Annotated in this window: 11 protein-coding genes; 5 read left to right on the top strand and 6 right to left on the bottom strand. The window is 45.8% G+C overall.

Going from position 1 to position 13,792, the window contains the following annotated elements:
* Together QUB13_RS14240 and QUB13_RS14245 are read right to left on the bottom strand one after the other, a co-directional pair.
* Nucleotides 1-704: WD40 repeat domain-containing protein (locus tag QUB13_RS14240; protein ID WP_442922169.1), on the bottom strand; the 704-nt coding region annotated here is incomplete at its 3' end.
* Nucleotides 701-2,752, bottom strand: coding sequence for an ATP-binding protein (locus QUB13_RS14245; RefSeq protein ID WP_333381829.1), 2,052 nt, complete (start codon nucleotides 2,750-2,752; stop codon nucleotides 701-703). The genes QUB13_RS14240 and QUB13_RS14245, both read right to left, overlap by 4 nt.
* 307 nt (nucleotides 2,753-3,059) lie before the next feature.
* Here QUB13_RS14245 and QUB13_RS14250 point away from each other — a divergent pair, with 307 nt between their 5' ends.
* The 3 genes from QUB13_RS14250 to QUB13_RS14260 all read left to right on the top strand — a co-directional run bounded on the left by QUB13_RS14250 (nucleotide 3,060) and on the right by QUB13_RS14260 (nucleotide 4,872).
* Nucleotides 3,060-3,647 (top strand): hypothetical protein, encoded by a 588-nt coding sequence (locus QUB13_RS14250; protein ID WP_333381831.1) that lies wholly within the window; start codon nucleotides 3,060-3,062, stop codon nucleotides 3,645-3,647.
* A 270-nt stretch (nucleotides 3,648-3,917) separates the two neighbouring features.
* Nucleotides 3,918-4,685: a DUF429 domain-containing protein gene (locus QUB13_RS14255; protein WP_333381833.1), complete on the top strand. Its 768-nt coding sequence runs from the start codon at nucleotides 3,918-3,920 to the stop codon at nucleotides 4,683-4,685.
* Nucleotides 4,663-4,872 (top strand): hypothetical protein, encoded by a 210-nt coding sequence (locus QUB13_RS14260; RefSeq protein WP_333381835.1) that lies wholly within the window; start codon nucleotides 4,663-4,665, stop codon nucleotides 4,870-4,872. Before QUB13_RS14255 ends, QUB13_RS14260 begins: the two co-directional genes overlap by 23 nt.
* An 85-nt stretch (nucleotides 4,873-4,957) precedes the next feature.
* Here QUB13_RS14260 and glgP read toward each other — a convergent pair whose 3' ends face one another.
* The 4 genes from glgP to QUB13_RS14280 form a co-directional block, all read right to left on the bottom strand.
* A complete protein-coding gene (gene glgP, locus QUB13_RS14265) occupies nucleotides 4,958-7,516 on the bottom strand; it encodes an alpha-glucan family phosphorylase (RefSeq protein ID WP_333381837.1) in 2,559 nt (852 codons plus the stop codon).
* A 75-nt stretch (nucleotides 7,517-7,591) separates the two neighbouring features.
* Nucleotides 7,592-7,834 (bottom strand): hypothetical protein, encoded by a 243-nt coding sequence (locus QUB13_RS14270; RefSeq protein WP_333381839.1) that lies wholly within the window; start codon nucleotides 7,832-7,834, stop codon nucleotides 7,592-7,594.
* A 46-nt stretch (nucleotides 7,835-7,880) separates the two neighbouring features.
* The gene (locus QUB13_RS14275; protein WP_333381840.1) at nucleotides 7,881-11,225 is read right to left on the bottom strand and encodes an EAL domain-containing protein; all 3,345 of its coding nucleotides are present in this window, start codon (nucleotides 11,223-11,225) and stop codon (nucleotides 7,881-7,883) included.
* A 370-nt stretch (nucleotides 11,226-11,595) separates the two neighbouring features.
* Entirely contained in the window at nucleotides 11,596-11,745 is a 150-nt protein-coding gene (locus QUB13_RS14280) for a hypothetical protein (protein ID WP_333381842.1), read from the bottom strand.
* Here QUB13_RS14280 and QUB13_RS14285 point away from each other — a divergent pair.
* A complete protein-coding gene (locus tag QUB13_RS14285; protein ID WP_333381844.1) occupies nucleotides 11,733-12,311 on the top strand; it encodes a hypothetical protein in 579 nt (192 codons plus the stop codon). The two genes, QUB13_RS14280 and QUB13_RS14285, sit on opposite strands and share 13 nt — an antisense overlap.
* Before the next feature lie 398 nt (nucleotides 12,312-12,709).
* Complete coding sequence (locus QUB13_RS14290) at nucleotides 12,710-13,747, top strand: M28 family peptidase (protein ID WP_333381846.1); 1,038 nt, start codon at nucleotides 12,710-12,712, stop codon at nucleotides 13,745-13,747.
* Nucleotides 13,748-13,792 lie beyond the last annotated feature (45 nt).

Genomic DNA, 13,792 nt, shown 5'->3' on the forward strand with positions numbered 1-13,792 from the left:
AGAGTTTTGAGTTCCCGGCCTGTCTCGGTGTCCCAGATTTTCAGGGTATTATCATCGGAAGCCGAAATCGCTGTTTTGCCATCGGGTGCGATCGCCACTGCATTTACGGAACTATGACCCGTGAGAGTTTTGAGTTCCCGGCCTGTCTCGGTGTCCCAGATTTTCAGGGTATTATCATCGGAAGCCGAAATCGCTGTTTTTCCGTTGGGTGCGATCGCCACTGCATTTACCCTGTTACTATGACCGACAAGCGTCCGCAGTGCGCCTTCTCCAGGCCGTTCTAAATTAGCCTTCAAAGGTCGCAACCAAGGACGATCTTTCGACTGCTTTGCTTGTGCCAGCATCCCCTGAATTTCAGGTGTTTCAAAATCAAACAACCTCCCCCATAAATGCTCTACCAGTTCCGTTTTATCCTTATCCAAAACGTGCGCCGACTTACGAATTGCCCCCTGAATCAACCGCAAAGTTTCCGTTTGCCCCTCCGACAACAAAACATCAGAAACTCTTGCCAAATCATAATCATCTATTAGCGCTTGTACTCCCAACACCTCCAGTTTCATCTCAATAAAACCGAAATCCGTCAACCAAGCACAATAACGATTAAAATCCTTCAACCCCTGAACGAAATCCCTGGGTTGATATTTCAATAAATATTCCCGATCGCCTTGACTCTGCTGCGCCAACCACACACCTAACTTGCTCATATCGGCGATCCTTCCAACCTGTTATTAATACTTTGGCGGTTAAGTTCTTCCACATTCACCCCAGCAGATTGCACAGTTTCATCTTTTTCCAGAAACTCGCGAAAGGAGTTGTGATAAATATTGTAGCGAATTTCCCCGTTTACCTGTTCCTGTCGTAAAAAAGAATCCCATTTCTTTAGTACCTGCTGTACTTTAAACTCTGTCTCGCGAACCGATTTGGCAATCCAGCGGCGAGCAACAGCCTCGTGAGCTTTCGACAGCACGTAGATAATATTAACCTTCAATTCCAGCAGAGGATCGTCTTCGTGACCAATCATCTGTACCCAGTGTTTTTGATAATATTGCAGCAAACCCGCTGGCAAATCGTTTAAATTCACATCATTGTACGTGCCGCTTTCAATCTCATCAAGTACGTGGCGGAGGTACATAAATTTCTTTTCGCTTTTTTGGGCTACCGCCGTCACAAACTGTTCCCGCTGCAAATTTCTACGGTTAATCCAATCCTGAATTAACTCGCTTCTCTCCGTGCGTTTTGCCAGATAAGTCTTGACATCTTCGAGACTTTCTGCACTGTATTTCATTAAATCAAAAACTGTCCGGTTAGCTGTCGGCATTGGCAGAAATTCCGGTCGCTTGGAAACAATAAAATAAACGTTATCCGGCAAATCATTAGGCAAATACGAAACATTGCTACCGCTAGTTTGAGCCTTCCAATCAACTTCATCCAGCGCATCGACAACAAAAATTATTTTTTTTTCCCTGCTCGACTTATCGCTAACTTCCTTCAGCAAATCGCCTAGAAAGTTGTTATTTTTTAGGGCATTTTCCGGCAGTCGCGGATACTTATCTTTAAGACCAAAACCTTCAATCAACTGAGTGCAAGCATTTTCCAAAAAAGTTTCAGCGCTGATAATCCCGTCCGGTTGCGAGTTGAAATGAGTAACGCAGCGTCGCTTCAACATCACCACACAAGCAGCCATAATCGCGCTTTTTCCGACACCAGGTTCCGCCTCCAAAACAAAATAGCCTTGCCGATTTTTATTCAGAAAATCGTTAATTGCTTCAAACACAAATTTCCGACCGGTAAAGTCTTTAATTCTGTCCCGAATAATCGTCTCTGACTTAACAGGAATCGGCAAACCGGGTGCAGTAGGATCGATATATCTTTCCAGCAAGTTCCGAATCTGCGCCAAATCATCGCGGATACCAATTTCCATCGCATCCAATTTCGCCATCACCTGACAAATATGTTCGCGAGTCGCCACACTCTCCAACTTGTCGAGAATTTCCCGATTTTGCAGCCCCAAATCCTTGAGATCCGCCAAAGCAATTTGGTGCAAATTCAACAGCATCGCCGCAAACTTTTCTCCTCCCTGCGCCGCATCTTGTTTGAGCACTTCGCGGTACGCCTTGGGGAATGTTTCGTAGAGTCTTTGCGCCACAAAATCCACAATTGCCGCATCAAAGGATTTCTCCTCGCTGCGGGCAAATTCCTGCAGGAAACTTGCCCAATCTGCCGGTGTCAATCCCGTAACCCGATCGAACTCCGCAGCATCCGCCGAAAAAATCAGAGTCAGTTGCTCTTCGGAAATCTGCAAACCCCTTGACAAATCAGCCCCTTGTATGTTAATTTTCTGCCAATATTCAGGAGTTTTGTCGGCTAATTTATTTAAAGCCTGTTCTGGATAGGTCAATTGTTCGGTTTCGGCGATCGCAATTAACTCATCCGACTTCGCCACACCCTTGAGAATATAGCCGATCGCCTCACCCGCCGCCTTAATCAAATCGTGATTGTCCAGAATCTGCGGATTTTTCGCCAATTTTTCCGCCATCCGATTTCCCAAGTCATTCGCCGCGATATTCCCCGCAATACCACCAGCGATCGCAGCTAAGATAGAAACTCCCCCAAGGGCGATCGTACTACCCGTTAAACCCGCTGTGAGAGTTGCCGGATTGGCGATCGCATTTGAAATAAGCTGCCCCACAGCCATCACCGCACTGCATCCAAGAACCCGAACTTTAGTATTAGCTAAATCAACTAACGGCATAATTTAAATATTCCCCGCACTTTGCAGTAGTTTAGCGCGGCGAGATAATTAGTACAACAGCCAACAGACAAACTGTCAACAGTCTAGGGTATAATGCCTTTTGCGCGATCGGCCCAGCACAACAACCATTCAAAATGCCTGCAACGATTCGGAAGATGCGAGGATCGGCTAGACTCAGATATTATATCAAATCGGTTAGCATCGGAATAGTAAATTCACTGTTAATTGTTAACAGTTAACTGTTAACATCATTCGGGTGTAACCGGAATTGATATTACCTTCAAAATACTGATTTGTATATTATTAAATGGAAAACATATCAATTCTAGAACAAGCCGCTAAATCCAATTCCAAACCATCTCCCGCCGCCGTAGTCGCCGCCCTCCTAGAAGCGGAGAAAAACGCCAAAAAAAATAAAATTCGCTATTCTTTCGAGCAATTAACCGGCAATTGGCGCCTGTGCTTTATCACCGGCACAAAAAAGACTCGACAAAAAGCAGGAATTGTGTTAGGTGCGGGACGTTACATTCCTGAGTGGGTGGCAAAAATCCAAATAGCTTACTCCCTAGAACCTGTTGCGGATGGGGAAACGCTTGGAGAAACGGGCAAAGTAGAGAATTCGGTGCGAGTTGGGGCGATCGAACTAACTCTTTCCGGGCCGACTAAGTTTTTGGTAAATAAGAATATTTTAGCTTTTGATTTTACCAGAATTACCGTGAAATTGTTGGGTAAAACTGTGTATCAAGGATTTATTCGCGCTGGTGAATCGCGGGAGGCGGAATTTTTTAGTTTGAGTGTGGGGAATCAGGCTTTTTTTACATATTTTTTAATAGAAGATGGGATAATTGCCGCGAGGGGAAGGGGCGGCGGATTGGCTTTGTGGGCGAGAGTGTAATATGGTTTTCGCTTGCATCGGAATGATTTAACCTTATTAGTACACAGAGTACACAGAGTCCGAGAATATATATCTGAATCATTCCGATGCTACGGGATTTGATATGACACGGCTGCATCCTAATCTGCAGCTACATTTTTATGTATAATCGCGGCTGACAGATGGATCGAAAACCTGGTTTCTACGATAGTTTGTCCAGAGGAACGATCCATATTCGAGAAAACCGGGTTTCTAGTCTCAGCCCGCGTCCCAAACTCAGTTTAAAATATCATGAAATTTATCGGCATCGATTTAGGTTGGAGTTCAGGGCCCAGCGGTTTGTGCTGCTTAAATTGGGAAAACAATCAATTACAATTAATCGAGTGCGATCGCCTCTTAGCAACCAACGACATCCTCACCTGGATCGATACCCAAATCTCCCCAACCGAACCAGCCCTCATCGCCGTAGACGCGCCCACAATCATCAGCAATCCATCAGGAATGCGCCTCGCCGACAAACTCACGCACAAACATTTCGGGCGCTACCACGCAGGCTGCTATCCCGCCAACCTTTCCCGCCCCTTCGCCCAAAAAACAGTAGAATTCGGCCTCAGTTTAGAAGCCAGAGGATTTGTCCACGCCCCAACAATCACCGCTCAAGAATTAGGGCGCTATCAAATAGAAGTTTATCCCCATCCAGCCACAATCAATCTATTTCAATTAGAGCGAATAATCAAATATAAAAAAGGAAAACTGGCAGAACGTCAACTAGAATTGATGAAGCTCTACCAGTATATTTTAGATATTTTACCGACTCTCAAACCATCCCTAAATCTCGCCAATCTCGCCAATAAAAATCAGCGTTCATCAGCGTTCATCAGCGGTTCAAAACTCCCCGAAATCCCCACCACCACAGCTACCCTCAAAGCCTTAGAAGACCAGCTAGATGCCTTGCTGTGCGCTTATATCGGCGCGCACTGGTGGTACTGGGGAATCGAGCGGAATCTCGTATTGGGCGATCGTACAAACGGATACATTGTTATTCCCCAAGGGAGATAAGGAGAGGGGGAGTCGGAGAGGGGGAGAGGGGGAGATTGGGAGAGGGGGAGATTGGGAGAGGGGGAGATTGGGAGAGGGGGAGATTGGGAAATGGGGAGAGGGGGAGATTGGGAGAGGGGGAGAATTAGGAAAATCTTCCTTTATTCTCCCGACTCCCGACTCCCAACTACTGACTACTGACTACTGACCACTGACTCCCAACTACTGACTATTGACTACTGACTACTGACCACTGACTACTGACTACTGACTACTGACTACTGACTTCCTTCTTAATGTGCCCAGAGAATCACACCAGCTTCATAGGGGCTGCTGAGATTGTCGTGCTTCGGCAAAACGCGCAAGGACAAACCTTGTAAACCGCTAGAAGTATAAGTAATGTCGGCCGTATAAAGGCTAGCATTGTGAGAATCTTCACCCAAATACTCCATTACCACCGGCACGCCGCCGACAATATCGCCGTTAGCATCAACCGAACCTTGATAAAGTTCGACTTGTACGTCCGCAGGCGTTAATCCCATCAGGTTGATGCGAGATTTAACCGCGATCGACTGATTGACCTTAACTTCCTTATCCTGGGAAATATCAACAGACTCAATCTTAATGTCGTACCACTTCGCCAAAATGTGCTTCTTCCAGTGAGACAATTCCTTCGCCGGAGCACAATTATCCGAAGTCATGGTGTGGAAGCGATCGCTCACGGGGAAATAAGCCCGCCGCGCGTAATCCTTCACCATCCGAGCAGTATTGAAGAAAGGACAGTTCAAGCGAATTGAATCCTTCATTTTCTCCGTCCAACCGCGAGGAATTCCATCAGCATCTCGGTTGTAAAACAGCGGTACAACTTCCTTTTCCATCAAGTCGTACAAAGCATTGGCCTCAACCTCATCCTGATACTCAGTATCTTCGTAAAACTCCCCATGTCCGATCGGCCAACCGGTGCGAACATAATCCGCCTCATCCCACCAACCGTCAAGAATGCTCAGATTCGGCAAACCGTTCATCGCAGCTTTCATCCCGGAAGTACCCGAAGCCTCGCGGGGGCGGCGGGGCGTATTCAGCCACACATCGCAGCCAGATACCATCATCCGAGCGACGTTAATGTCGTAATTCGGCAGAAACACCATCGAATTGATAGTTTCGTGTTCGCGGATGAAGTGAACGATATCCCGAATCAATTCCTTACCCGGAATATCCATCGGGTGAGCCTTCCCAGCAATCACAAACTGTACGGGGCGGTTTTGATCCCGCATGATCCGCATAATTCGATCGACATCGCGCAAAAACAGCGTCGCCCGCTTGTAAGTAGCAAAACGGCGCGCAAACCCGATCGTCAGCACCTTCGGATTGAGAGCCTCGCGCGCGTATTCGATTTCGGTTTGAGCCGCACCGCGCTCGCGCAAGGTCTTTTGCAGCCACTCCCGCGCGAATACCACCAACTCCGATCGACAGCGTTCGTGATTCCGCCACAATTCCTCGTCAGGAATCGACGAAATTCTGTCCCACAGGCGATCGTCCTTGCGAGTCATTTCCCACTCTGGGCCAAGGTATCGATCGTACAATTCCTGAGTAGACTTCGCCACACAACTGCGAGCGTGTACCCCATTCGTAATCGAAGTAATCGGCACTTCTTCTTGAGGTAAACCCGGCCATAACCCTTGGAACATCGGGCGCGACACCACACCGTGCAAAGCCGCCACCCCGTTGACAAAACTCGACATCTTAATTGCCAAAATTGCCATATTCAGAGGTGCGGACAAATCGCCAACATTCTCCCGGCCCAACGCCAGAAACTCATCTTGCGACAAGCCAAACATCTTGGCATACTGACCCAGATAGTGCATCACCATATCCGGCTCGAACAAGTCAAACCCAGCAGGAACCGGCGTGTGAGTCGTAAACATACTGCTCGAAACTACCACCTGTTCAGCTTCCACGAAACTCAGGTGATATTCCTCCATCAGCATCCGAATCCGTTCCAAAGCCATGAAAGCCGCGTGGCCTTCGTTCATGTGATAAGCCGTGACTGTCAAGCCCAAGGCCTTGAGCATTTTCACGCCACCGATGCCCAGCATGATTTCTTGGTGCATCCGCAGAGTTTTGTCTCCGCCGTACAGTTGGTCGGAAATATCTTGGTCGTAGCGGCTGTTAGGTTCAATATTTGTATCCATCAAGTACAAAGGAACAGTTCCCACTTGTACTCGCCAAATCCGCGCGTACACCTTGCGGCCTGGATAGTCTACCTCAATCCGCAATTCCGAACCGTCGGGATTGCGTTCTAGGTGGAGCGGCATATTGTAGAAATCGTTCAGCGGATAGCGTTCTTGCTGCCAGCCGTCGGCGTTGAGATACTGCGAAAAATAGCCTTCTTGGTAGAGCAAGCCCACGCCGGCTAAGGGCAAGCCCAAATCGCTAGCTGATTTGAGGTGGTCGCCTGCGAGCACGCCCAAACCGCCGGAATAGATTGGTAGGGCTTTTACTAAGCCGAATTCCATCGAAAAGTAAGCGTAGCATTCTTGCAGTTCTGTGCCGCGCTGTTTGCGGTACCAGGCGCGGTTGTTGAGATAGTCATCTAACTGCTGGGCGGCTCGTTTCATTTGGGCAATGAAGCCGTCGTCTTCTGCCATTTCTTGCAGTCGTTCTTGAGATATGGTTCCCAGCATCAGCACCGGGTTTTGGTTGCTGGAGTCCCACAGGTCTCGATCGAGGCGGCGGAATAAGTCTTTGGTGTCAACGTTCCAATCCCAGTGCAAGTTGTAGGCAAGTTTGCGTAGGGGTTCGAGAATTGTCGGTAACGAGGGCGAAACGTTAAATGTGCGAATTGGCTGCATAGACCAGGCTCTTATGTTGGAGTAGCGATATTTTCCTCTGTCTTTAGCCGCAAGTCCGTGATTCTGCACACTATTTTAAGTTTTTAAGTGGCGCGGGCGATCGATCGCACTCTTCCGGGCGCAGTTGCAACCGCGTCGATACCAACAAAACCCACCTCCGTGGGTTGAAGAAGACCCGCCGTCTTTTTCTACCGTCTCAACCGCTATTGACCAATGATCTGATTTGCGATCGAGGACGATCGTCACAAAAGAGGATCGCGCGTGCGGACTGAAGTCCGCACTAGCAAACAATTTTAGATAGGTAAATTGACCAGACACTATACGACAACTGACAACTGACAACTGACAACTGACAACTGACAAATTATGCAATTTTGACTTTCCGCAACAGAGAATTTACCAAAAGTTTACTAGCATCGCCGGCCGAGAGCGCCTTGCTAAAATAGTGACCCTGAATTTCTTGACAGTGGAGCGATCGCAAACAATCCAACTGCTCTTTAGTTTCTACTCCCTCTGCTACCACGCTCAAATTCAAATCTCGCCCCAGCGTCGCTACAGCATTCGCGATCGCCCGTTCGGACGGATCTGTCGTCAGCCCGTTGATAAAAGATTTGTCGATTTTTAAGATATTCAACGGAAACTTTGTGAGATAACTTAGAGAACAATAACCCGTCCCAAAATCGTCCAGCACAATCTGCACTCCCATATTCTGCAACTCCCTCAGAACTTTTGTCGTATAATCCACATCTTGCATCGCTGTACTTTCAGTAATTTCTAACTCTAAATACTTCGGTTCTAAACCAGTTGTTTTCAAGCAGTTCGTCACCATTTCCACTAAATTAAATTGCTGAAACTGCCTGGCCGAAAAGTTGACTGCTACCCGCAAATCAGGTTGCAAAGCATCCTGCCAAGCTTTATTCTGAGTGCAGGCAGTTTGCAGCACCCATTCCCCAATAGCTACAATTAATCCGTTGTCTTCCGCCATCGGAATAAATGTAGCGGGCGAAACTAAACCTAATTCGGGATGGTGCCAGCGCAGCAATGCTTCCATACCCTGAATTTTCCAAGTAGTGATATTGACTTTTGGCTGGTAGAAAACCTCAAATTCTCCCTGTGCTAATGCTTCGTGCAGCCTGTTTTCCAGAGTCAGCAATTGGCTGCCTTGCGGATTGATTGTTGAAGTATATAACTGATAGTTATTTCTTCCCATGTCTTTAGCGCGGTACAAGGCGGCATCGGCATTTTTGACTAAAGTTTCGGCATCTTCGCCATCGTTGGGATAAACGGCAATACCGATGCTGCTGCTGACGTGAAACGGCTGTTCTTCTAGTTTAAAAGGGGGCTTTAAATAATCAATAATTCTTTGAGCTGTTTTAACTGCATCTTCTAAGCAATTGAGATCGGGAAGCAGTACGGTAAATTCATCACCTCCCCACCGGGCTACCGTATCAGTCGATCGCAAAGTGTCGCTGATCCGTCCGGCAAAACTTTCTAAAAGGCGATCGCCCGCAGCGTGACCTAGTGTATCATTAATTTTTTTGAATCTATCTAAATCTAAAAACATCACAGCCAGCATTTTTTTATTTTTTTTAGCTTGTCTTAATGCTGCCGTCAGTCGCTCGTTAAAAAGTATCCGGTTCGGTAAACCCGTGAGTTGATCGTAAACCGCTTGATAGCGAATAATTTCTTCAGCTTGCTTGCGCTGAGTAATGTCCATCATCGTACCGATCGCCCTTACTGCTTTGCCACTTTCATTGCGGATGATGTACCCGCGATCTAACACAAAAACATATCCCCCATCTGCACGATGAAAGCTATATTCCTCCGACCAAAATTCAGCATCAGATTTCATTGTTTCGTTGAAGCTTGACATCACTCTTTCCCGTTCCTCGGGATGAATGTTTTGCCACCACAAGTCAAAGTCTATCGTCTGAGTGTCGTTGAGTTTGTATCCAAATACTTTTTCAAACTCTTCGCTCAACCAATACTCATTTTTTGACAAATTAAAATCCCATACTGCATCATTTGTAGCCCTAGTCAGCAGGTGAAAGCGTTCTTCACTTTTGCGGAGTTTTTCTTCAGATTGCAAGCGTTCCGTGACATCTCGAAAGCTGAATACTCGACCAGTAATTTTGCCTCCGGTGTGCTGGGGTAACGAGTAACGCTCGAAGATTCTGCCATCTTTAAACTCAATAATATCGTAAGTTTCAGCCGCCGGACGATCTGACCATTCTTTAGCGCGGTTGACAAAGATTTCCGGGTATTTTAACTGGTTGATTCCAAACTCCAAAATTTGGTTGTGATCTCTCGAATTTAGTAGAACATCTGGCACCTGCCACATTTTGGCAAACTTGCGGTTAAAGCTGACAACTTTTCCCTCGCCGTCAACCGCCAGAATACCGTCAGCAGTAGATTCAATGGTTGCTTGAAGCAACGAAAGAGATGTTTCTAATTCTAACTCTGCTAATTTGCGATCGCTGATATCAAAGACTGTGACTAATATTGACGGTTTTCTCTCAAATTTAATAATATTTACAGTTGCTTCTATCCAGCGTGATTCTCCGGTTTTTGTGATAAATTTTACTTCATATTTTGAGCCTGCCGTTTCTCGCGGATGGCGGGATTTACCCCATTTTTTAACTATTTCATGAAAGTCTGGATCGATCAAGTCATATAAATCCAATGCTAGCAATTCTTCGCGGCTATATCCAGTGAAAGCTTCTGTCTGAGAATTGACATAACGCAACTGTCGGCGCTGATAGATCAATGCAGCAGCATTAACAGTTTCTATCAGTTGCCGAAACTTTTTTTCACTGCGCCGCAAATCTCTTTCAGCCTGCTTGCGATAGGTAATATCTTGTGCTACATATAACTTGCCGCTGACCTTACCTTTGCCATTCCGAATAATTGAAATAGAAAGCAGCACAATTATTTTTTTTCCATGTTTGGAAATATAGACTTTTTCGACATTGCGAACAGAATCTTCCGCTGTTAAATTTTCTAATTCTGACCGCGTTGGCAGCGCTTCATTTTTATGAAAAAGTCCGGCTATTGGTGCGCCTAACAACTCTTTTTTTGAGTATCCTAAAAGTTGACAAGTAGCTTGATTTAACGATAGGATACGACCGCCAGGGGTAGTCGCAATTATCGAGACGCTCATTTCCTCGCAAATATCGAAGGCGTATTCGGCAGTTTGCTGCAAATCTTGGGTCATTTTAGCAATAGTATCTCGGATATCCTGTTCTTTTGGTGGATGCAACAATTGATATGCTGCTGTTAGCTTGTCCTTGTCTGTTTCAGGCTTCGATTTAATTAACCCGATCGCCTGAGATAACATACCTACCCCATTCATCCTGATTAATAAAAAAATTGATCCCAAAATAAAAGCCAGATAATAATCAATAATTTTAAAACTTAAAATAGGCTCTTTTTGAGGATTTTCCTGAGACTGTATAAAATTGTCGCTTGGTTGAGCGATCGCTGCTATTGGGGATGATTGAGCCCCAAATAAGTCAGCCCTTACAGAATTAGCACCAGATGCCGATCGCAAATAGCTAATTTTGTCAGGCGCTACCAAACTTGCTTCTACAGTACGATTTCCACCTCCATCCCCTACACTTAGCGGCAATATTTTTGCATTAATGCAACATTCCACACCAAACACAGCAGCAGTTAAGTATCCTAACATTAATTTACCAGTAATTTTCATGGGTTCCAATTGCTAACTTTAAAAAAATGCTTGACCGCAGTAAAAAATGTGAACAAATTGAACGTAACTGTAGATGTGACCAAAAAATATATCCGACCTTAATTTATTTTAATTGTGCCAAATAAATTTACGCAAGCAGTAATTTATTTGCATAACTAATTATAATTTGAATCATAATTAAAAACCTGTCATCGGCCATTGTGCTACAAATTATCCGCCATTATGCCTAGACACTGACTGGAGCGCGCTAAAATTAGATAATTGTGGTGAGGAAGCGACAGAGATTTGTTATAAAAATAAACAATAGGACTGACGCACGGATGCCTAGAAACCGGATTTCGGCGGCGCGGTAACTGAGCGCAGTCGAAGCTCAACCAGCAATTTTTTCACGAAAATATTTTAGTTGCAGCCCCCAGCCCCGATCGCAAACCAGGCGATCGGACTTCCTGTGCGTCCAGAAATCAACAATTAGCTTAAAATCGATGCAGAAATCCACTAATTGAACCAATGAGTCAGACAATCCCAGAACTCCAAACAGAAGTCCGCCGGCTGCAAGCAGAAATTGCCACCCTGCAAGAGTCGCGGGACAAACTTTCTTCCCAGCGCTCAGAGTGCCGAGTGACAGTCAGCTTTCCCAAAAATAATACTCCTGAAGCCATTGCCGAGTTCCATCAGCAAAATGCTGTCTTTGGGGAGCAATGGTTGCAGCAAATTCAGGAGATTGACCGAGAAACTCAAATTATTGAAAAGCAACTGCAACAAAAACAGGCGGTACTCGATTACACACAAGGCGAACTAGACAAATTGCTAGCCGGACAGCACTGGCAAGAAGTAGAAAACAACGTTCACACCGGAGAAAAGCGCTTGCAAGCACAAGCTCGCAGAATCAATCAAGCAGCAGCGCAACTAGAAGCAGAAATTCAAGCTTTAAAAGCACTGTACGACCAACTAAATCCCAGTTATTCCGAGTGGTTTCAACAGCCAACTGAAATTGTAGAATTTTCGGCAAAAACTATTCCTTACGCTTGGCCGGGCAGTAATAGTTTGATATTGGGCAATAAGGAGATTGAATTGGATAAAAAATAGTTAAATATGGTAATCTTTTAACGTAAATTAGTATCGTTGAATATCGCCATTGTCGAATTGCTCAATAAGTGTGAAACTTCCGATGTCGATATTTAAATGGTTGGGAACATCTCAGTTTTTAATCATTACCAGGCAGAGCCTGGTAATGCAGGTTCGGAGGCTCTGCCTCCCTAATCGTTTGCTCGTTACTCGTTACCAGTTCGAGCGAAAGTAACGCAGATCCAGAAGCTCTGCCGACCTTTTTGGGTGCCGGGGTAGAGCCTGGAAGTTAATTCAGGAATGCCGGATTGCTATACAGTTCGCGCGTGCGAAACAATATTATCGTTGTCAATCTACCAGACATGATATTAATGTAAAATATCAAATAAAACAGTCTAAACTTTTAAATAAACTTACTGATGAAACAATTGATTTGGATAGCGCTATTTATTTTGGTTGCGCTGGCGGCTGTGGGTTGGGGTTCTGGTTCGTGGCAGCGGTTATCGGCAGTACCGGAAGTGTCGGTAGATCGCACTACCGACACTTTCCCAAACCCGTCTCCCTCGCCGCTGACTGTTGAAAAAAATGATGTACTCGCGCCCCAAATTGACCAATCTCGGTTATGGAAACACGTCGAAAATCTAGTAGGAGAACGCGAGGGAGAAGAATCTCGTTCTTTTAGTAGAGACTACATTTCCAAACAATTGCAAACATCAGGATTGTCGCCCGAGTTGCAGCAGTTCGATCGCGGAATTAACGTCTTTGCTGAGAGAAAAGGTACTGACTCAAATTCAGGTAAAATTTTAGTTGCGGCACATTACGATACTGTACCGAAATCCCCAGGGGCTGACGACAATGCGACGGGAGTTGCAGTAGTTTTAGAAGTAGCAAGATTGCTTGGTTCTCGTCCCACTCCTCGGACATTACAAGTAGCGTTTTTTGACAGGGAAGAACTCGGACTTTTAGGCAGTTTAGCATTCACCGGTAGCGCGGCGCGGTTAAAAAATTTGCAGGCAGCGGTAGTTTTAGATATGGTTGGTTATGCCTGTCGCACGTCTGGGTGTCAGCAATATCCCGAAGGGTTGACGGCGCAACCTTTTCTAGAAGCATCGGGGGTAACATCTCCCGACAAAGGCGAGTTTATTGCTGTAGTTGGGGATGCGGAACATCCGCTGCTGTTGAAAACTTTTGCGGAGTCGGGAAACGCTGATTTGCCGCCAGTGGTGGCGCTGCCGGTTCCTCTGAAAGGGTTGCTGACTCCTGATGTTTTGCGAAGTGACCACGCTCCTTTCTGGTATAAAGGAATTGGTGCTGTGTTGGTGACGGATACTGCAAATTTGCGATCGCCCCACTACCACCAGCCTACTGATACACTCGCAACTATCGATCGACCTTTTTTCGCCGGTTCTGCTCAAATTGTGGTTAATGCTACAGCTCAATTATTAGAAATTCAATAATTGGTAATTGGTAATTCTACTCGTTACCAGGCTCTGCCTGGTAAC

It is taken from the genome of Microcoleus sp. B4-D4 (genome assembly GCF_036705185.1).
In the GTDB taxonomy this organism is placed as follows: domain Bacteria; phylum Cyanobacteriota; class Cyanobacteriia; order Cyanobacteriales; family Microcoleaceae; genus Microcoleus.